This is a genomic window from Kribbella pratensis, from assembly GCF_004366075.1.
Classification (GTDB): Bacteria; Actinomycetota; Actinomycetes; order Propionibacteriales; family Kribbellaceae; genus Kribbella; species Kribbella pratensis.
In genome coordinates, this window is record NZ_SODU01000001.1 from 739,803 (window position 1) to 757,765 (window position 17,963).

Consider the following 17,963-nt stretch of genomic DNA (forward strand, 5'->3'; position numbering starts at 1 on the left):
TGTTCGTGTCCCACCAGATACGACAACCGGCGAAGAAGAGGCCGACCATGACGATGTCCCTGCGGTTGCTCGGCGGGTTCGAGCTGCTGGCCGGCGAGCCGGCGAACCACATCGGCCTGCCGAACGGACGAGCCACCACGCTGCTCAAGCTGCTTTCGGTACGGCGCAATCGCGCCGTACCGATGGACTCGGTCGTGGAGGCACTGTGGTCCGGCGAGCCACCGGACACAGCAGTCCAGATCGTCTCCTCGTTGGTCAGCCGGCTCCGTCGTCGCGTCGGTGACGATCTGCAGCGGCTGGAGGACGGCTACCGGCTCGACACGAACCGATGGACGGTCGATCTCGACGAGGCCATCCAGCTCGTCCAAACGAGTGAACGGCGACTGAACGCCGGCGAGCCGGCGCTGGCCGACGCCGCCGCTCGACGAGCTGTCAGCATGCTGAGCCTGGAGCTTCTCGCCGGCTCACACCCTACCGACTGGCTGGCCCGTGCCCGGACCGAGAACGACGCATTGCTCAGGCGCGCCCGCCGGCTTGCCTGGCGAAGTGCCGACGCACTTGGCGACCACGACCGGGCGCGAGCATTCGCGGAGGCGGCGATCGCCACCGACAGTCTTGACGAGGCGGCGTACCGGGCGCTGATGCTGGCGCAGTACCGCTCGGGCGAGCCTGCTCTAGCGCTGCGCACCTATGCGCGACTTGCCGAGGAACTCGAAGAGCAGCTCGGCACCTCACCCGACGCCGCGACGGACCAGCTCCATGTCACGATCCTTCGCGGCGCACAACCGGCGCCACACTCTTATACCGCCGCGACGGTCTTCGTCCCGCAAACCCGAACACTCGTCGGCCGCGACGACGTACTCGACCGTGCCGAGGGCCTCTGGCACGAGGTTGTCGCCGGCACAGAACGAAGTCTCCTCGTGCGCGGCACCCCCGGTTCGGGCCGGACTGCGGTCCTCGCAGAAGTCGTCCGCCACGCCCGTACGACAGGCGGCGCCGTCCTCTCGGCAACGTGCTCGGCGAGTACCCGCCCGCTGACCCTGCATCCGATCGCCGCCGCACTCAGGTCGTACTGCGCGACGACTCACCCCGATGTGGTCCGGGCGACCCTGTCCGGCTTCGAGAACATCGCATGCCAACTCGTTCCGGACCTGGCCGAGTCGGTGAGGACCGACCGCCTGCACGATCTCGGGCCGGAGCTGCAGCAGACCCGCCTGGTGGAGACAATCGTGCAGTTCGTCGCGCAACTGGCGACGCAGCAACCAGTCCTCATCGCGATCGACGACATCGACCAAGCTGATCGGCTCACGCTTTCCACGCTCGCCGCCCTGAGAGAACGACTTCGCGAGTCCCCGGTCGCGATCCTCGCAACTTCCGAACTCGGCTGGCGGCCGCCGACCTTCTCCCCCACGTCGACTGTGTGTCTGACCCCGCTGAACCGTTCGGCGACTACTGAACTCGCCGAACGGGCACAACTTGGCCGTCTCGGCGACATCGTGCATGCACTGACCGCCGGTCACCCACGTTTCGTCGTCGAGGCGCTCCACGCCGCGCGTCGTGGTTCAAGCCTCACCGACGAGCTGCCGCCGTCGCTGGTGGCCGTCGCGCTCGACCGGATCGAGCACGCCGGCAGCGAGGTTGTCGACGCCCTGACGGTGGTGGCAGCGCTCGGTCGGCGATTCACCGGCGCAGAAGCCATCGGCCTTCTGCCCGATCGAGGGGTCGCAGTGCTGCGTCACGCCATCACGGCCGGTCTACTGGTGGCCGAGGGCAACCACCTCGCCTTCGAGAGCGAGCTGCTCCGTGCAGCGCTCTGCACCGCCACCCCGGTTCCACTCCGAACCGCCCTCGGCCTCGACCCGGCTGCCTGTGTCCCTGTGGTGGCCGGAGCAGCCTGACGATACCCGTTGCCACTCGCAACCATCCCGGATTCCGCCGGGTCCAGCCCACCCATTGAAAGGAGGCGTCATGTCTGACGCCAGTTCTCATCCACAACAAGGCGCGCGCCCGTCGTACCGTCGTACTGCGGGCGTACTCGCCGCCGGTGCGCTCGCGGTCACCGCCATCACAGCCGGCACCGCCTCGACCGCAGGAGCTCAGACTTCCTCCGCCGACATCACCGCGTCTGCACCTCACGAGTGGAGCCTTCAGCGTGACCTACGCCGCGATGTCGAGGCATACCTGACAAAGTACGGCGCGAACGAGCACGCGTCCGCAGTCGGACTCAGTGTCAGCCTGCCCGGCCGCTCGAACATTGACGTCACCGCCGGCACGATGAGCTTCGACAGCCGGCGGCCGGTGCCGGGCGATGCCGTGTGGCAGATCGGCAGCAACACCAAGGCCTTCACCTCGGTCATTCTGCTGCAACTCGAGGCCGAGCATCGCCTGTCGATCGACGACCCACTCGGCAAGTGGCTGCCGCAGTATCCACAGTGGCGGCACGTAACGCTGAGGAGCCTGCTCAACATGACCAGCGGCATCCGGACCTACGACGAGACGCCGGAGATGCTGAGCGCCTACGCGGCAGACCCGAACCGGTACTTCAGCCAGGCCGAGCTCGTCTCGTACGCTGCTGCCACGCCGCCGGCCGCGAACCCCTGGACGTACTCGAACACCGGCTACATCCTGACCGAGATGATCATCGAGAAGGTGACCGGGAACAGCTACTCCCACGAGTTGTACTCGAGGATCATCAACCGGTTGCAGCTCAAGGACACCTTCTACCGTCCGCACGCCTACCCGCGATCGGTGACGGCCCGGGAGCCCGCGGGCTATTTCCACGTCCACGGATTCGGTCCGCTGGAACCCTTCTACGACACGGATGTCAGCAGGTACACCATGTCCTGGACGCGGGCCGCCGGCGGAATCTTCGCGACCCTGCACGACATGACGGTCTGGGAACGCGCCATGTACTCCGGCCAGATGCTGCCGGCGAAGCAGCAGGCTGAGCTGCTGAGCCTGGTGTCGGTGGCCACCGGCAAGCCCATCGACACAACCTCCGCCAAGGACCCGGCCGGCTTCGGGCTTGGTGTCCAGCAGAGCACCACCAGCCGCTTGGGTACGTTCTGGAACTACCAGGGCGGGACGCTCGGGGTCCGTACGCTACACGTCTATCTGCCGGAATCGAAGGTCATCATGGCGATGGGCGTCAACAGTTATCCCGAGCAGAATGCAATCAACGACCTCGCCTTCGCGGTCCACGCGACGTTGAAGGCACACGGTCTGATCAAGTGAGGTCCACGGCTGGCGGCCGATCCGCGGGATCCGGCCACCAGTCGTGTTCCTAACGCGCCCTGCGGCGGGAAGCCCACCAGGCTGCCCGCCCCAGCAAGGCCGTCAGCGCCGGGACCAGCAAGAGCGACATGACGAACGCAGAGATCAGTACGCCGAAGGCGACCGCGAAGCCGATCTGCTGCAGAATCGTCGACCGCGTCAGAGTCGCGAAACTCCCCCAGGATCAACCCGGCCGCAGCCACCGACGGACCGGCGTAACACGATCGACGTTACTGAGCCGCCTGCGAACTTGTTGATCTCGGCGACTTCCAAAAGCCCACCGCTCTCGTTCGGACGAGTACCTCGGCCGGAGCAAGAGTGCCGAGCGGGTAACCGGGTCGCGAGCTCGTCGGGCCCGGGCCGACTCCGATCCGGCCGGGTACCGCGTCAGCTCATAGTTGGCTCGGCCACCGCGACGGCCGCCGTACGTCGGCATCGGTGAGCGGTTGCCCGTCGGCGCGGGTAACCACGAGCTGCGCGCTGACTCCCCGAGGCTCCGGGAACGCCTTGTCGGCGATGTCCTTGGCGCGTGCGGACTCGTAATGGTCGGGTAGGAAGTCGGTTTGGGCCGACGTACTCGTCTCCCAGTGCTGGAACTGGGAGACACGCTGACCCCGGTGAGGCCGCGATCACCAGGACCCAGCCGACGATGACGCCGACCGGGTGCGAACCCACTGGCCGAGTCGAGTAAACATGACGGCCCCCCTCGGGGACGGGCTGACCTGATCCGGTCCAACGTCATGCCGCCACTTGCGGGGTGATTGCACGACGGGACGGCCTGCAATCGCAGTGCAAGCACGAGATCCACACTCGCAGTAAGCCACGGAAGGGGACGACGCGATGACATCGCACCCGCTGACACCGACACCGCACACCTCGACCGACGACCTCGGGTTCGTCGCCGAACTCGCCCAGCAGTTCCGCGTCGACGCGATCCGGATGAGCACCGCCGCGGGATCCGGTCATCCGACGTCGAGTCTCTCGGCTGCCGACCTTGTCGCCGTGCTCGCAGCACGGCATCTGCGCTATGACTGGGGAGAACCGTCGAGTGCCGGCAACGACCACCTCATCCTGTCGAAGGGGCACGCTTCTCCCCTGCTGTATGCGCTGTTCAAAGCGGCCGGCGTCGTCACGGATCACCAACTGATGACCTCGTATCGCCGCTTGGGCTCGCCGTGGGAGGGGCACCCGACGCCGGTACTGCCGTGGGTCGACGTAGCGACCGGCTCACTTGGCCAGGGACTCCCGGACGCGGTAGGCATCGCGTTGGCCGGAAGACACCTGGAGGACGCGCCGTACCGCGTCTGGGTGTTGTGCGGCGACAGCGAACTGGCCGAAGGATCGATGTGGGAGGCGCTCGACAAGGCGGCGTACTACAGTCTGTCGAATCTCACCGTGGTGGTGGATGTCAATCGCCTGGGGATGCGCGGACCGACCGAGCTCGGCTGGGATCTACGGGCTTACGCTCGCCGGGTAGCGGCATTCGGTTGCCGGCACCTCGAGATCGACGGCCATGACGTCGGCGCGATCGACGCCGCCCTGCAGGAAGCCGCGGATCTCGACCGGCCGACCGTCGTGCTCGCGCAGACCCGCAAGGGACACGGGTTCAGCGGATTCGAGGACACCGGCGGCTGGCACGGCAAGCCGTTGGCGCCCGAACTCGCCGAGCGGGCCATCATCGAGCTCGGCGGGAATCGCGATCTCGCCCTCCCCCAACGCCTCCCGGTTCACCGACCCGTGACGGCGAAGCCGGATCGGCCGGTCGTCCTGCCGCGATACCCGGTCGGCGCGAACATCGCGACCCGCATCGCGTTCGGCGACACGCTGGCCGCACTCGGCACAGCCCTTCCCCGCCTGGTCGTCGTGGATGCCGAGGTCGGCAACTCGACGCACGCGGATGCCTTTGCCGCGATCCATCCGGAACGTTACTTCGACGTCTTCACCGCCGAGCAGCAGATGGTTGCCGCGGCCATCGGTCTCAGTGTGCGCGGATACATCCCGTTCGCGGCAACGTTCGGCGCCTTCCTCACCCGAGCACACGACTTCATCCGGATGGCCGCGGTGTCGCGGGCGAACATCCGGCTGGTCGGAACGCACGCCGGAGTCGAGGTCGGCCCGGACGGAGCATCGCAGATGGCCCTCGAGGATCTGGCCATGATGCGCGCAGTGCACGGCTCGACAGTGCTCTACCCGAGCGACGCCACCAGTACGTCGCACCTGGTAGAACTAATGGCCCGGTGCGACGGCGTGGTCTACCTTCGTGCAACGCGCGGCGCCTACCCCGTCCTCTACGAAGCAACCGAGACCTTCGAGGTCGGCGGGTCGAAGCTTCTGCGTTCATCGACCCACGATGAGGTCGCACTGCTCGGCGCCGGCGTAACGGTCCACACTTGTCTCGAGGCCGCCCAGTTGCTCACCGACGAAGGCATCTGCGCCCGTGTGGTCGACCTGTACTCCGTGAAGCCGATCGACAGCCACACCCTGCAGGAGGCAGCGAAAGCGACCCGAGGACGCCTCGTCGTCGTGGAGGACCACCACCCTGAGGGCGGCTTGGGCGATGCCGTGCTGGCTGCCCTCAACCACACCGGCACCACGGCACACGTCGAGCATCTCGCCGTCCGGACCCGGCCGGGCTCCGGCAGTCCTGCCGAGCTGATCGACGCGGCGGGACTGTCGGCCCGGCACATCGTTGCCGCAAGCCACCGACTGCTCGACGGCGCCGTGCCATGAGCGCGATTCATGAACTGACGCCGAGCCTGACGTGCGTCATCTCAGCAGGCGTGGACCTCGCCGACCGCCAGGCGCTCCTCGACCTGTTCGCACGCAGTAGCCCACGGACCCGGCGTGACCGCTTCCACCACGCGTTGTCGGTCTTCCCCGCGTCGTACCTCGACGACATCCTCACCGGGCGCCAGTTCGCGGTCGCGGCCCGGGATGCCTGCCACCCCGAGAACTTCGGCAAGGTGTTCGGCCTGGCCTCTGCCGCCCCCGTCGAACCCGGCACAGCGGAGTTCGCCGTCTGGGTCGACGACGCCTGGCAGGGACGCGGCGTGGGTTCGCTGCTGACCCGGGCGATCCTCGAGCAGCTTGCTCGTTCCGGCGTACGTACAGCTATCGGCATCGTCGAGCCCGGCAATCTCGCCGTACGACGGATGATTCAGCGGATCGCCCCGCAGTACAGCATCCGCGCGGAGGCCGACGTCCTGGTGATCTCCGTGCCACTCGCGCTCTGAGCCCTTGTGCAACGTGGATGCAAGTGGCCGCGCGACGATCCGACTGCTGGACACCCCAAGCCCTCGATCGTCCAGCCGAAAGGGTGACAGACATGACTGTGCTGGGAACCGGGACGACCACTGCCGGCCGAGTCGACCGCCGCCACGATCCGGCCAGGGATCGCCGCCGCATCGTGCTCTACGCGCTCGGCCTGATCGTGTTCTACATCGGGGCGATCGTCGCGTTTCACCCGCCGATTGGCGATCGCCACGTGCTCGAGGGCGGCCTCAGTTATGCGGTGATGCTGGCGCCGACGATCGGAGCGCTGCTCGCGTTGATCGCCGGGCCGGGCGTGATCCGGTTCGGCCGGCCGACGTGGTGGATCCTCGCCGGCTTCCTGCCCAGCCTAGTCGCTCTCGTGGCGAACCTGCTCGCGTCGGCGCTCGGATGGATCGAGCTTCGCGAAGGGCACTTGCCGACCCTGCTTGCCGTCGCCGTCCTGCTCAGTCTGTACGCGTGCATCGCAGCGATCGGCGAAGAGGTCGGATGGCGTGGCTTCCTCTGGCCGTTGCTGCGCCGGCGGTACCCGTTCCAGGCGAGTGCGGCGATCATGTTCGTGGTGTGGTGGATCTACCACGCCCCACTCGTGCTGCTCGGCTGGTACGGCTTCAAAGGCGGACTGCCCGCGTTCAGCGTCGCGCTGGCGGGATCGGTCCTGTTCGTCGGTGTCCTCACCGATCGATCCCGTTCGATCTGGCCGAGCGTACTCACCCACGGAGCGTGGAACGGTCTGGTCGCGGCCTACTTCAGTACGACCGGCGCCATCGAGGACGGTACCTTCAGCGGACCGCGCACGCTGCTCGGCGAGTTCGGCTGGCTGGCTGCCGGCGGAATGCTCGTCCTGGGCGTCGCCAGCGCCTCTTGGCACCTCCGCAACCAGCGGTACGCGGGCACCCTCGACCGCTGAGCCGCATCACGTGACCACGTGATATCCGGCACCCCTCCTGCCACTTGGGCCGGCCGCTCGGTCGGTCCACAGGGTCGACAGGATCACGAACACACGCGATGTGCCTGCAACCCGAGCCGACGACTCTCGAATCGTTGCCGCAGTCCCGGCACCCGAGAATTGAGGAGGCTCAGTCATGTCCGAGCAGACACACGAAGTCGCTGTCGTGGTCCAGAGCGGGGTTCTGCCATTCGACGTGGCGGCCGTCGAGCAGGTCTTCGCACCAGCCGCCGAGTCTGGCGGTCCGTATCGCGTCCGGGTGTGCAGTGATGAATCCGGTCTGCTCGCCGGCAGCGGCTCGTACAGCGTCCACGTCTCCCACGATCTCTCCGTCCTGCCGGAGGCCAGGACGGTGATGGTGGCGGGGGTGGCGGAGCCGACACATGGGGTGTCACCCAAGATCGCGTCGGCTCTCAGATCAGCATCGGATCGTGGCGCCCGCATCGTCGGAATCGGCACCGGGGTCTTCACACTCGGCCAGGCCGGGCTCCTGGCCGGACGCCAAGTGACCACGCATTGGCGGTACTCCGACCTGCTGCGGCGTACCTTTCCGAGCGTGCGGGTCGATCCCGACGCGCTGTTCGTCCAGGACGGGCGATTGTTCACCAGCGCCGGACTGGCCGGTGGAATCGACCTCTATCTCGAACTCGTACGCCGGGATCACGGCGTCTCGGCGGCGACCACGTCAGCCCGGTACGCCGTGATCGCACCGCCTCGTTCAGGAAACCAGACTCAGCTCGTCGATCGCCCGGTTCCGCTTCGGCCACGCACCGGACTCACCGCCGTACGAGCCTGGATGCTCGAGCACCTCGCCGAACCGATGACGCTCGACGACCTGGCGGCCCGGGCCTGCTTGAGCCGTCGGCAGTTCGCCCGGGTCTTCCGGTCCGAGACCGGCGTCAGTCCACGGCAATGGGTACTCACCGAGCGTCTGCGCGAAGCGTGCCGCTTGCTGGAGAGCACAGCGGAACCGGTCGACGTCGTCGCTCGGCTGTGTGGCTTCGCCACTACGGCATCGTTCCGGATGCATCTGCGGCGCGAGACCGGCATGAGCCCCTCGGCCTACCGGTCGAGGTTCGAGACACGTCCTGCGGTCGCATCCTGACCGCCGGACAGACTGCTCAGTCCGTGCCAGGGACCGAAGGCGACTGTTCGGCCGCGAACCGGGCCAGTGCGACCCGCGAGCGCAGGCCGAGTTTGGCGAGGCTATGACGCATATGGGTGTCCACGGTGTACGGCGAGATCCACAAGCGCTGCGCGATCTCCTTGTTCGTCGCTCCTTCCGCGGCGAGTTCCACGACCCGCAACTCGGCCGGCGTGAGACTCGCCCACCCGCTGACCGGCCGGCTACCACGGCCGCCGGGCCGCCCGGATCCCTCGACGACCTGGTCGGCCAAGGAGTCGGCGCCCACAGCGCGCAGCGAGGCTGCGACCCGGTCACGGTCGGCGCGCTTCGGACGGCGACCGGGCAAAGTCACGACGTCCAGAGCAGCCAGCGCCGCGGCGAGTTGCCGGCCAGACTTCTCGAACCCGTCGGCCGCAGCCCGCAGCAGGTGCGCGTCGCCGGCCCGGAGGCCCTCGGATTGATCTCCCGCCGCCTGCCACGACGCGATACCTGGGTTGAGCGCCGCGAGCTCACGACATTTCCCGACAACGGTGTCGGCCTCCGCGGTCAGACCGGCCGTCACCAAGCAACGGACCAGCGACGGCCCGTGGAACGGATCGAACACCAGTTGACCGTACGAGTCGGCTAGCGCCGCGATGATTGGCGCGACCATTTGGCGGGTCGCGGTGGCGTCTTGGCCACCACCGATGAACAGTCGCACCAGTTCGAGATGCTTCATCCCGTACGTGTTGTCCCGCGGCGTACCGTCAACGCGTTGGAGCAACTGACGCGCCGCGTCCGGTCCTGCTTCGAGCCACGTCGTCATGGCAGCACCGGCGTACAGCTCGGCCGCGAGTTCGCGGCTACCACCCGCCTCCATCGCCGCGATCCCCGCTTCCGCCTCGGTCCTGGCCTCGCCGATCTGTCCCCGGGCCAACAGCAGTCGCGCAGAGCTCGAGCTGACGGCCGGTAGGTCTCGGGCGCCGGTTGAGCTGTTCGAGTCGCGCATCAGGTCCCGGCAGAGGACTTCCGCATCCTCGAGCCCGTCCGCCGCGGACAGGCTGCGCGCCAGCCAGACCCTCGCGTCGATGCCCTGCCAGGCGGAGCCCGACGGCTGGACCGCCACGGCCTCCTGCGCGTCGTCGATCGACTCGCGGAACCGCCCGACGAACCGCAGCGCCATCGACCGCGATGCCAGCGCTGAGGTCAACGCACCTCTGTCCCCGAGTTCGCGGGCTTTCCGGATCGAAGCGGCCAACTGGTCGACGGCGTCACCCGGCTGGCCACCGAGCACCCGGGTACGTGCCCACGCAACCTCCAGTCGCACCCTCCCAGCGGCGGAAATGTCATTGCGATGCAGGACTGGCCGGATCGCGGCGAGGGCTTCGGTGGTCCGGCTCTGACGCCACAGCGCATCGGACAAGGCGGCACGTCCTCTGGCCTCGCTGTCACCGTCGATGCCCCGTGCGACCGCCCGTGACAGCACATCGCGGGCTTCGTCCAACTCGCCGACCTGGGTCAGGACCATCGCGACCCGTGGCGCAGACTCCAACCATTGTCCGGCGTCGTCCGCACTGATATCGAGTGCCCTCCGCGCCAGCTCGGCGGCCTGTCCGGGCGAGGTCGCCACCAGGCGCTCACTGGCGCTGGTGACGGCTGCGGCGAGATCCGCATCGCCCGGCCCGACCCCGGCCAGCAAGTGACTCGCGACATCGACGGGCGACTCGCCTCGGTCCAGCAGGATCGATGCCACGTCGCGATGCACCAACCGCACCGCCTCGGCCGGCAGGTCGGCGAGAACCGCCTCACGCAGCAGTTCGTGCCGAAACACCAACTGTCCGGCACGCTCGGTGATCATGCCCTCGTTCAGCAGCGGCCGCAGCGAACGCAGGACTTCCGGGGCTGTCTCCTTCGTGACCGCGGCCAGATCGGCGACCCGGAACGCACGCCCCAGGACGGCTGCGACCTCGAGAAGCTCAATGGCGTCTGCCGGCATCGCCGCAACCCGTGAGCGGATGGCCTCGCGCACGCGATCCGGCAGCGTCAGCCCGCCGTCCGTTCCGGCCTCCGACGCAACGCGGCCCTCCGCGAGATAGCCGTTGACGAGCTCGCTGAGGAGCAGGGCATTGCCACCGGCAGCGTGTGCCAGGCTGAGCAGCGCCGCCGGCGGACGGGCCCCGAGCAGGTCCTCGACCATCTGCACTGCATCGGTGTCCGCGAGCGGCCGCAATGTCAGAATCATTCCGCCGTGGCGCGCGATGCTGCCGCGCAACCTCGACAACCGCGGGAGCGGCTCGGCGCGAGCGGTCAGTAGCCAGGCGATCGCACTGCTCTCGAGCGATCGGCTCAGCAGACGCACAGCGTGCAGGCTCAAGTCGTCCGCACGGTCGACGTCGTCGATGATCACCAGCAGCGGCGTCGTACCGGCGGCTCGTTCCAGTTGGGACTGGATCTCGTTGAGCAACCAGATGTCTGCCGGACGTGATGCAGCCGTCTCGTCGAGCAGTGAGCCCGCTCCGGACAGCGCGTCCGCCGCCGTCAGCCCTCGGAGCAGAGTGCTCAGCGGGCTCATCAGATCGATCTCGTCCGCGTTGATGCGGATGATCCGCTGACCCCGCCCGTGGGCCAGAACACTCACCTCGTCCATCAGCCGGCTCTTGCCGACACCGGCCTCTCCCAGGACCAGGGCCGACACCCCCGAGCCCATGTCCAGCCGGTCGAGCAGGTCCGCCAGTCGCGCGGTCTCCGGCGCGCGGCCTCGCAGCGGTGTCGCCATCGGGAACCCTTCACACACTCGCCCGGCGGGCCTGAAGACGCCTTCCCCCGATCCGTCCGCCACGGGAATTTCAGATTGGCAGGTCTCACCCGGATCTGTCACCCCCAGCCGCCGGTGAAGTACTGTCAGAAGGTTTCGGGCAGCTGACTGCACGGTCCGATCTGGGGGCGGTCCGAGGTGGGAGGAGCGGTTGAAGACCGATGCGGGTGACACACGACCGGGCACGATCGGCCCGGGCGTCGAGCAAGCTGCGCCGAACCTCCACAGCTTCAGCGGAGCCGGTCTCCGGCCACGGCGGCACATTGCGCCCGCCATCCGTCGGCTGCTCGGTCCGATTCTCGTGCTCGCCCTGTGGTGGGCGGCCGCAATCGCAGGCCACGGACGCCGGCTTCCCGCGCCGGATGCAGTCCTGGCGACCGGCACCGATCTCGTCCGATCGGGGCAGCTGCCGGACGCGATCGCTGCCTCTTTGCAGCGTGTGGCGACGGGCGTCGCTCTCGGGGTTTCCGCAGGTCTGGTCCTGGCGTTGCTGTCGGGTCTCTTCCGGATCGCCGAGGACCTCATCGACGCACCGGTGCACATCCTCCGCGCGCTGCCGGCACTCGCGCTCGTACCGCTGGCGATCCTTTGGTTCGGCATCGGCGAACTGCCGAAAGTCCTGTTGATCGCCTGGGCGACGTGCTTCCCCGTGTACCTGAACACCTTCGCCGGTATCCGTTCGGTCGACCGGTCGTACGACGAACTCGCCCGCTCGCTCCAGCTCGGCCGCTGGACCGTCGTACGACGGATCGTCGTGCCCGGCTCATTGCCGGGTTTCCTGGTCGGCCTGCGGTACTCGCTCACCCTCGGGTGGCTGGTGCTGGTCGTGAGCGAGCAGATCAACGCGTCGAGCGGCCTCGGGCAACTGATGACCGAAGCACGCCAATTCTTCCGCACCGACGTGATGTTCGTCTGCCTGGACAGTTACGGCCTGCTCGGCTGGCTGTCGGACCGCTTCGTGCGCACCCTCGAGCGCCACCTACTGGCCTGGCGCCGGGAATACCAGAACCGATGACCTCGTCACGCGCTGTGCCGATGATCACAGCCACAAGAATCCGTCGTTCGTACGGCGATCGCGCAGTGCTGGCCGGGGTCGACCTCAGCGTTGATCGAGGCGAGTTCGTCGCCGTCATCGGCCGAAGCGGCGCCGGCAAGACGACTTTGCTGCGCATCCTCGCCGGTCTCGACGACGAATTTCTCGGCGAGGTCGCCATCTCCCCCAGGCTCAGTGTGATGTTCCAGGATGCCCGTCTGCTGCCATGGCAACGGGTAGCCACCAACGTGACCCTTGGTCTGCGCGGCGGCGAGGCACCGGCGGCGGGGGCTCGTGCCTTGGCCGAGGTGGGACTGGCAAACCGGGGGCGTGCGTGGCCCCGCGAACTGTCGGGCGGTGAAGTACAGCGGGTGGCGCTCGCGCGAGCCCTGGTTCGGAGCCCGGAAGTCCTTCTCCTCGACGAGCCATTCGGTGCTCTGGACGCGCTCACCCGCTCCCAGATGCATACGTTGCTTGCCGACCTGGTTGGACGGCATGCCACCACCACCCTCCTGGTCACCCATGACCTCAACGAGGCGCTCGTACTCGCCGACCGGGTTCTGACGATGAACGGCGGCGTCGTCACCCATGAATTGCCAGTGCCGGCTCCCAGACCTCGAGACCGTGACACCGCACAGGTCGCCGCGCTGCGCGCACGGTTGCTCACCAGCTTGAGCACCCAGGTCCAAGAGGGTTCGAGATGAAGTCCTGTCGGACCAGACGCCTCATCCTGCTGGCTCTGCTCCTTGTCGTGAGCCTCACCGGGTGCTCCCCCGACACCCCTGACCCGGTGACTGGGACACCGAACGTCCTGCGCATCGGGCAGATCCGCTCGAATCTGCGCCCTCTCCTCGAGGCGGCCGGACAGATCGAAGCTTTGCCGTACGCCGTGACCTGGAGCTCCTTCGAGAGCGGGCCACCGGCGATCGAGGCAGAGAATGCCGGCTCCGTGGACATCGCCTACATGGCGGACACACCGCCGATCTTCGCCCAGGCCGCGGGAGTCGCCGTGCACATCGTGGCCATGACGCGGGCACCGGGCGGCGCACGCAACATCTCACTGCTCGTCAGACACCAGTCGCCGGTCCGGACGGTCGCCGACCTGCGCGGCAAGCGCATCGCGATCGTCCCGGGCACCATCACGCAGTATTTGCTCGTCGAGGCGTTGACGGACGCGGGCCTCAGCTACGACGACGTACACCCCGTCAGTTTGCAAGCGCCCGAGGCGATCACCGCCCTCCGGCGTGGCGATGCGGATGCCGCGGTACTCGTCGATCCGCTCGCCGCCACCGCCGTGGCTACAGGCGTCGCCGACATCCTGAGGACCGGTGAAGGACTGCTCTCCGGATCGAATGTCCTCGTCGCCGCCGACGCGGCGCTGACCGATCCCCGTAGCGCGGACGCGATCGGGGACTTTCTCCGACGGACGCAGGCCGCGATCGAGTGGGCCGCGAACAACGAGACAGCCTGGGCCGCGGTCTATGCCCGCATCAACAAACTGTCCCCGCAGGTAGCGCGCGACACGGTCCACCGTGGCTCCACGCACCTCGTGCCCATCGACGCCGCTGCGATCGAGGCCCAGCAACACCAGGCCGACGTCTTCCTCCGGCTGGGCCTGTTGCCGGAGAAGCTGGACGCCGCGCGACAGTACGACGATCGCTACAACCACCTGTTGTTCGGCGACCTGAACCACAGCACACCGACAAGGTAGCGAGCACGGCTCACTTCAGCCGACCTCGGCGAGGGTCCGTGGTGTGCGGTGCAAGGCGCGTGCAACCAGAGCGGAGATGGTCGGCACGCGGTGGGGCGTCAAATGCGTTCCAGGTGTCAGGCCCAGACGGGTGGTCCGCCGTTCGACGTCCGCACCTCGCCTGCCGGGTGTTGCCTTACCCGATCGGAGCAGCCGATGAAGGTTCGTAGATCTCCCGTGACTGGTGCCATCGCCCTGTTCGCCGCCCTCGTCCTGGCCACGACGGCGCCAGTCGGCGCGTCGGCCGGCGGTCATACCGGAGACCTGGCCCGAACCGACAACTCGCCAGAAGCGCCAGCGCCGGCAGGGCTGGACCGCTTCTACCGGCAAACGCTGACCTGGAGTCCATGCGCCGGAGCGCCGGCGCTCCAGTGCGCGGCGGTCACTGTGCCGCTGGACTATGCCCATCCGACAGGGCCGACGATCTCGGTAGCGATCTCCAGACTGCGCGCGGGGCGCCGCGACGTACGGCGCGGGATCCTACTGATCAACCCTGGCGGGCCTGGTAACTCCGGGCTGCTCCTGCCGCCGCAGCTGGCTGCCGCCATGCCGGCCGACGCGCGCGACCGGTACGACCTGATCGGTTTCGACCCGCGGTCAGTCGGCCGGTCGAACCCGATCAGCTGCGGGCTGACCGCAGCCGAGCAGAACTACCTGTTGCTGCCGCCCCAAAGCTTCGCAGCCGATGTCGGCCGGCAGGCAGGAATAGCGGCCAAGTGCGCGCGTGCCAACGGGCAGTTCCTGCGCTTCATCACCACCCGCAACACTGCTCGGGACATGGACGTGATCCGCGCCGCCCTCGGCGAGCGAAAGCTGTCCTACCTGGGCTACTCGTACGGCACGTACCTGGGCAGCGTCTACACGCAGATGTTCGGCACACACGCCGACCGAATCGTGCTGGACAGCAGCGTCGACCCGGACGTGGTCTGGCAAGGACTGACCCGTGCGATGTCGCCGGCGGTCGAAGTCGGCCTGAATCGCTGGGCCGCATGGACGGCCGCCCGCAACCAGCAGTACGGCCTCGGTGTCAGCGGGGCGGCGGTGCGGGCGCGATTCGACCGGCTACTTGCCAGCGGCAACCGTGTGCCCCTCCGTGTGGACGACCTGACCCTGACCGGCGAAGACCTCCGGGCCATCGCGTTTGGGGTGATGTACGACGACCGGCTCTACCGGGTGCTGTCCGACCTGCTGCACGTCGCGGTGAACGGCGGGCGACTGCACCCAGAGGTCCATGACTACGTCGCGGGGAACCTGACGCCGCCACCGGACGACAACGCCGTCGCCGCGCAACTGGCGATCATCTGCGACGACGCGTCCTGGCCGCGCGATCTCGATCTGTATCGTCGGGAGAAGATCCGCGACGGGCACCGGTACCCCTTCTACGGAGCGACCGCCGCCACGGTCAAACCGTGCACCTTCTGGCCGTACCGGCCGCTCGAGTCGGCCACGCCGATCGGACCGGGCAACGAGGCGCCGAGCATCCTCATGGTCCAGTCAGAACTCGACACCGCGACTCCAGCCTCCGGGGCGCGGCGCCTGCACCAACTGCTGCACAACTCCCGGCTGATCACCCTGGCCAACGCTCAGAAACACATCGTGTACCTGACCTACGGCAACCCCTGCGTCGATGCGACTGTCACGCGGTACCTGGTGACCGGACAACTCCCAGCCGCCGACATCACCTGCACCAACACGGCCTCCACATTCGGGACGGAACGCCGCTGATGCAGGCAACTGTGCTCCTGAGAGTCCGACCGTAAGGACGAACCGATGAGTGAACTGCTGTTGGTTCGCCACGGCGCTGTCGCCGCGCACACCCATCATGTCCAGCTCGCGGCACAGCCTGACCTACCGCTGAACGACGCGGGCGAGGAGCAAGCCCGCGCGCTCAGACCCTACCTGCGTAATCGCCGCTTCGGTCGCGTGCTGTCCAGCCCGCTCTCACCGGCGCGCCAGACCGCGGCGCTGGCCGGCCTTGAAGCCGAACCAGACGAGAACCTGATCGAGTGGTGCTCAGTCACCAGCAGCCAGACCACGTCGGCTAAGCCCGGACTGGGTGACCGCTGCGGAACGATCCGGTTCGATACGAGCGCACCGATCACTATGTCCGGCGAGGCTACTCACGCACCGACCGCGCGGGCGGATCACGTCCTCGCCGAGGCAGACACCGTGCTTGCCGACGGCAAAGATGTGGTGCTCGTAGCCAATGCCAACATGCTGCAGATCCTCGCCGCCCGGTGGCTCGGGTTGCCCGCCCTGGCGGCGCCCCGGCTGTCGCTGGCGACCGGATCCCTGAGCGTCCTGGGCAGTCGCCGCGACAACCGGGCTCTGCTCCTTTGGAACTTCCTCCCGCGCGCGTGGCCGCCGCTATGAATGCACTCGACGCACGCCGCCACAGCCAAGGGAGGCTCATTCTCGTCCGGCACGGTGAAACTGCATGGAGCCGGACCGGCAGATACACCGGACGGACCGATCTCCCGTTGACTCGAGAAGGCGAGCGACAGGCTTCGACGCTCCACCCGTACCTAGCCGGCCGGGAGTACGGCGCAGTACTCACCAGCCCGCTGAGCCGCGCCAGGCGCACGGCGGCGCTGGCCGGGTTCACCGCCGAGGTCGAACAGAACCTCGTCGAGTGGGACTACGGTCCACTCGAGGGCCGCACCGAGCACGAGATCACCACCGCGGTCGGGCGATACTGGAGCATCTGGGATGCATCCGCGCCGGACGGGTTCGCACCCCGGGAACCTCTAGCCGAGGTCGCGACCCGCGCCGACCAGGCGCTCGGACGGGTACTTCCGGTCCTGGAGACCGGTAGCGACGTACTCGTCTTCGCACATGCACATCTGCTGCATATCCTCGCCGCCCGGCTGCTCCAGCTGCCATCCAGGTCCGCCGCCAAGTTCGCCCTGTCGCCCGCATCGGCAAGCGTGTTCAGCTGCCGGGACAGCGACTGGGCAGTGGTCGGGTGGAACTTCACTCCGTGGCGATGCCACGAAGCCACCCGACCCCAACCGCTGCCTACACGCTGATCTGGCTGCGATGTCCGCGGACAGTGCCCACGAGCAGGACCAGGCCGGGAATACCGATGACGCCGCCGAGGGCCAGTGAGCCGATGCCGATCTCGAAGAGCCACGGAATTGTCAGTGCGTACCTCACTTCGGTGGTCAGGCCTGGCGAGGCGTCGTGGTTCATGATGACCACGCGGTAGTTCCCATTCGTCACATTCCAGGTCAGCTGTGGCGACCCGCCGTCGGCCGACGCCACCCAGAACGACTCGTTCCCGGGCGGCGGCGGGGTCGCGGTGCCCTGTGTGTCGGCGGCATGCAACTTGTAGGGCCACAGCTCCAGACCGCGCACAGTACGCACGGCAGCGCCGGACAGGTAGCTCTCGGCCGCGGCATCCGGCGCCACTCCGATGAACACGGGCTTATCGGCGGAGCGGACGTTGATCCGCAGGGTGAAGTCGCCGAACCCGTGGGGCACCGCGCCCGGCGAGATGTTGGCCGCACGGGCCACCAGCGCACGGCTGCCGGCCGTCACCGGGTGATACCCGGTCCGCATGGTGTCGTCGGGACCGGCAACCGCGCTCAGGATCGCCCCGCTGACGGCGAGACAGCCGCCGATCACAAGCATGGTCACGCCTAGGGCGGCCCGCAGGACCTTGTTGGTCATGTTCGTCTCCTCACGATTGTGATTGCGCGGCCGAACGAGCCGCGTCCAGACGATCTGCCGGAGCCTTGCACCTGCGTTGCGTGCGGGGCTTGCGCT

15 protein-coding genes are annotated in these 17,963 nt (G+C 67.9%); 12 read left to right on the forward strand and 3 right to left on the reverse strand.

The features are described 5' to 3' along the window. Positions 1 to 47 precede the first annotated feature (47 nt). Both EV137_RS03575 and EV137_RS03580 read left to right on the forward strand, forming a co-directional pair. Positions 48 to 1,898: an ATP-binding protein gene (locus EV137_RS03575; protein ID WP_134126508.1), complete on the forward strand. Its 1,851-nt coding sequence runs from the start codon at positions 48 to 50 to the stop codon at positions 1,896 to 1,898. Between the two features lie 70 nt (positions 1,899 to 1,968). Then, a complete protein-coding gene (locus EV137_RS03580; RefSeq protein ID WP_134126510.1) occupies positions 1,969 to 3,234 on the forward strand; it encodes a serine hydrolase domain-containing protein in 1,266 nt (421 codons plus the stop codon). A 49-nt stretch (positions 3,235 to 3,283) separates the two neighbouring features. Here the strand turns inward: EV137_RS03580 and EV137_RS41900 are convergent, their stop codons facing one another. Beyond that, positions 3,284 to 3,436, reverse strand: a complete 153-nt coding sequence (locus EV137_RS41900; protein WP_134129334.1) for an MMPL family transporter — start codon at positions 3,434 to 3,436, stop codon at positions 3,284 to 3,286. A 677-nt stretch (positions 3,437 to 4,113) separates the two neighbouring features. Between EV137_RS41900 and EV137_RS03590 the strand changes: the two genes are divergently transcribed. The 4 genes from EV137_RS03590 (at position 4,114) to EV137_RS03605 (ending at position 8,597) form a co-directional block, all read left to right on the forward strand. Further along, positions 4,114 to 6,003, forward strand: a complete 1,890-nt coding sequence (locus EV137_RS03590) for a transketolase (RefSeq protein WP_134126512.1) — start codon at positions 4,114 to 4,116, stop codon at positions 6,001 to 6,003. Next, positions 6,000 to 6,506: a GNAT family N-acetyltransferase gene (locus tag EV137_RS03595; protein ID WP_134126513.1), complete on the forward strand. Its 507-nt coding sequence runs from the start codon at positions 6,000 to 6,002 to the stop codon at positions 6,504 to 6,506. Before EV137_RS03590 ends, EV137_RS03595 begins: the two co-directional genes overlap by 4 nt. Positions 6,507 to 6,598: 92 nt before the next feature. Next, the gene (locus tag EV137_RS03600; protein ID WP_166679763.1) at positions 6,599 to 7,453 is read left to right on the forward strand and encodes a CPBP family intramembrane glutamic endopeptidase; all 855 of its coding nucleotides are present in this window, start codon (positions 6,599 to 6,601) and stop codon (positions 7,451 to 7,453) included. Between the two features lie 175 nt (positions 7,454 to 7,628). Further along, complete coding sequence (locus tag EV137_RS03605; RefSeq protein WP_134126517.1) at positions 7,629 to 8,597, forward strand: GlxA family transcriptional regulator; 969 nt, start codon at positions 7,629 to 7,631, stop codon at positions 8,595 to 8,597. A gap of 16 nt (positions 8,598 to 8,613) precedes the next feature. Here EV137_RS03605 and EV137_RS03610 read toward each other — a convergent pair whose 3' ends face one another. Continuing rightward, positions 8,614 to 11,373 carry a helix-turn-helix transcriptional regulator gene (locus EV137_RS03610; RefSeq protein ID WP_166679764.1) on the reverse strand — a complete coding sequence of 920 codons (2,760 nt, stop codon included), beginning with the start codon at positions 11,371 to 11,373 and terminating at the stop codon, positions 8,614 to 8,616. Positions 11,374 to 11,563: 190 nt separating this feature from the next. Between EV137_RS03610 and EV137_RS03615 the strand changes: the two genes are divergently transcribed. The 6 genes from EV137_RS03615 to EV137_RS03640 all read left to right on the forward strand — a co-directional run bounded on the left by EV137_RS03615 (position 11,564) and on the right by EV137_RS03640 (position 17,224). Next, a complete protein-coding gene (locus tag EV137_RS03615; protein WP_202870805.1) occupies positions 11,564 to 12,427 on the forward strand; it encodes an ABC transporter permease in 864 nt (287 codons plus the stop codon). Positions 12,428 to 12,447: 20 nt separating this feature from the next. Then, positions 12,448 to 13,149, forward strand: a complete 702-nt coding sequence (locus EV137_RS03620) for an ABC transporter ATP-binding protein (RefSeq protein ID WP_202870946.1) — start codon at positions 12,448 to 12,450, stop codon at positions 13,147 to 13,149. Between the two features lie 86 nt (positions 13,150 to 13,235). Next, the gene (locus EV137_RS03625) at positions 13,236 to 14,156 is read left to right on the forward strand and encodes an ABC transporter substrate-binding protein (RefSeq protein WP_166679765.1); all 921 of its coding nucleotides are present in this window, start codon (positions 13,236 to 13,238) and stop codon (positions 14,154 to 14,156) included. Between the two features lie 216 nt (positions 14,157 to 14,372). Beyond that, entirely contained in the window at positions 14,373 to 15,920 is a 1,548-nt protein-coding gene (locus tag EV137_RS03630; protein ID WP_166679766.1) for an alpha/beta hydrolase, read from the forward strand. A 45-nt stretch (positions 15,921 to 15,965) separates the two neighbouring features. Beyond that, positions 15,966 to 16,568 carry a histidine phosphatase family protein gene (locus EV137_RS03635; protein WP_134126527.1) on the forward strand — a complete coding sequence of 201 codons (603 nt, stop codon included), beginning with the start codon at positions 15,966 to 15,968 and terminating at the stop codon, positions 16,566 to 16,568. After that, positions 16,565 to 17,224, forward strand: coding sequence for a histidine phosphatase family protein (locus EV137_RS03640; RefSeq protein WP_134126529.1), 660 nt, complete (start codon positions 16,565 to 16,567; stop codon positions 17,222 to 17,224). Before EV137_RS03635 ends, EV137_RS03640 begins: the two co-directional genes overlap by 4 nt. Here the strand turns inward: EV137_RS03640 and EV137_RS03645 are convergent. Further along, positions 17,214 to 17,867 carry a hypothetical protein gene (locus EV137_RS03645; protein WP_134126531.1) on the reverse strand — a complete coding sequence of 218 codons (654 nt, stop codon included), beginning with the start codon at positions 17,865 to 17,867 and terminating at the stop codon, positions 17,214 to 17,216. The two genes, EV137_RS03640 and EV137_RS03645, sit on opposite strands and share 11 nt — an antisense overlap. Positions 17,868 to 17,963 lie beyond the last annotated feature (96 nt).

Coding starts and splice junctions, on each gene's coding strand:
- EV137_RS03600 (WP_166679763.1), top strand. CDS start 6,599: ATGACTGTGCTGGGAACCGGGACGACCACTGCCGGCCGAGTCGACCGC.
- EV137_RS03580 (WP_134126510.1), top strand. CDS start 1,969: ATGTCTGACGCCAGTTCTCATCCACAACAAGGCGCGCGCCCGTCGTAC.
- EV137_RS03620 (WP_202870946.1), top strand. CDS start 12,448: ATGATCACAGCCACAAGAATCCGTCGTTCGTACGGCGATCGCGCAGTG.
- EV137_RS03575 (WP_134126508.1), top strand. CDS start 48: ATGACGATGTCCCTGCGGTTGCTCGGCGGGTTCGAGCTGCTGGCCGGC.
- EV137_RS03635 (WP_134126527.1), top strand. CDS start 15,966: ATGAGTGAACTGCTGTTGGTTCGCCACGGCGCTGTCGCCGCGCACACC.
- EV137_RS03640 (WP_134126529.1), top strand. CDS start 16,565: ATGAATGCACTCGACGCACGCCGCCACAGCCAAGGGAGGCTCATTCTC.
- EV137_RS03595 (WP_134126513.1), top strand. CDS start 6,000: ATGAGCGCGATTCATGAACTGACGCCGAGCCTGACGTGCGTCATCTCA.
- EV137_RS03610 (WP_166679764.1), bottom strand. CDS start 11,373: ATGGCGACACCGCTGCGAGGCCGCGCGCCGGAGACCGCGCGACTGGCG.
- EV137_RS03605 (WP_134126517.1), top strand. CDS start 7,629: ATGTCCGAGCAGACACACGAAGTCGCTGTCGTGGTCCAGAGCGGGGTT.
- EV137_RS03590 (WP_134126512.1), top strand. CDS start 4,114: ATGACATCGCACCCGCTGACACCGACACCGCACACCTCGACCGACGAC.
- EV137_RS03645 (WP_134126531.1), bottom strand. CDS start 17,867: ATGACCAACAAGGTCCTGCGGGCCGCCCTAGGCGTGACCATGCTTGTG.